The sequence below is a fragment of the Bradyrhizobium sp. 197 genome (assembly GCF_023073375.1).
Classification (GTDB): Bacteria; Pseudomonadota; Alphaproteobacteria; order Rhizobiales; family Xanthobacteraceae; genus Bradyrhizobium.
Genome location: NZ_JADPJJ010000154.1, coordinates 1 through 1,537, shown reverse-complemented (window position 1 = coordinate 1,537; position 1,537 = coordinate 1). Strand labels below are relative to the sequence as shown.

The 1,537-nt window shown below is 64.4% G+C and carries 2 protein-coding genes; both read left to right on the top strand.

The window, feature by feature from the left end:
• On the top strand, window positions 1-651 hold a 651-nt coding region (locus IVB27_RS34820; RefSeq protein ID WP_524536536.1), incomplete at its 5' end, for a Mu transposase domain-containing protein.
• Window positions 648-1,460, top strand: a complete 813-nt coding sequence (gene istB / locus IVB27_RS34815) for an IS21-like element ISBj11 family helper ATPase IstB (protein WP_247300139.1) — start codon at window positions 648-650, stop codon at window positions 1,458-1,460. The genes IVB27_RS34820 and istB, both read left to right, overlap by 4 nt.
• Window positions 1,461-1,537: the final 77 nt, after the last annotated feature.

Sequence of the window (1,537 nt, the reverse complement as noted above, 5' to 3'; positions counted from 1 at the left end):
AATGCCCGCAACGCCAAGCGGATCGACCACGAGCGCGCCACCCTGCAGGCGTTGCCAGATCGCCGCACCTCGGACTACGAGGAGGTGATTGTCCGCGTGACGTCAAGCGGCGGCTTCACCTTGCGCAAGGTGTTTTACACCGTGCCGTCGCGTTTGATCGGGCACCAACTGCGGGTGCGCCTTTACGACGATCGTCTCGACGTGTTCGTCGGCGGCACCCATCTCGTCACCCTGCCGCGTGGGCGGCCGCATCCCAACGGCAAGCACGACCAGGTCGTCGATTATCGGCACGTGATCCATTCCTTGCGGCGCAAGCCAATGGCGCTGCTCAATCTCGTCTACCGTGATCGGCTGTTCCCGCGCGATGCCTATCGCCGAACCTTCGATTGCTTGCGCGAACGGCTGCCGGACAGGAAAGCCTGCCGGATCATGGTCGATCTGCTCGTACTGGCCCATGAGCGCGGCTGCGAGGCCGAACTCGCCGATCAGCTCGCGACCGAGCTTGATGCCGGCCGACTGCCCGACCTCAACCGGCTGCGCGCTTACTTCTCTTCCGATCCGGCCTGCGTGCCGCACGTCGTGGTGCAGCTCGCACCGCTCGCCACCTATGAGTGCCTCATCGGTGCCGGCGAGATCGGAGGTGCCGCATGAGCACGGCCAACACCATTGACACCGCGCGCCTCAATCTATTGCTCAACGAGTTGCGGCTGCCAGCCATCAAGGTGCTGTGGCCGCAATTTGCCGAGCAGTCCGACAAGGAAGGCTGGCCGGCGGCCCGCTTCCTCGCCACCATTGCCGAGCACGAGATCGCCGAACGCGGCCGCCGCCGCGTCGAGCGCCATCTCGTCGAGGCGCGGCTGCCCGCTGGAAAGACCTTCGACAACTTCGACTTCGAGGCTGTGCCGATGATCTCCAAGGCACAGGTGACCGCGCTCGCCGCCGGCGATGGTTGGCTCGGCAAGGGCGCCAATCTGCTGCTGTTCGGCCCGCCCGGCGGCGGCAAGAGTCACTTGGCGGCAGCCATCGGCCTGGCCCTTATCGAGAACGGATGGCGCGTCCTCTTCACCCGCACCACCGATCTCGTCCAGAAGCTCCAGGTGGCGCGGCGCGAGCTCAATCTCGAGGCCGCCATTAACCGCCTCGATCGCTTCGACCTCCTGATCTGCGATGATCTTGCCTACGTCACCAAGGACCAGGCCGAGACCAGCGTGCTGTTCGAGCTCATCAGCGCTCGCTACGAGCGGCGTTCCATGCTGATCACCGCCAATCAGCCCTTTGGAGAGTGGAACAGGGTCTTCCCGGATCCTGCTATGACGCTCGCCGCCATCGATCGCCTCGTTCACCACGCCACCATCGTCGAGATGAACGTCGAAAGCTATCGCAGGCGCACCGCGCTCGAGCGGAAGCGTGGTCCAGGGCGACCATCCTCGCACGCGACACCAAAAACACTCGCTGATTGACGCTCCGCGACAATCAGAGCGAACAAAACTCTTGCGCGCGACAATCATCGCGGCAATCATCACCTCGCCGCGACACC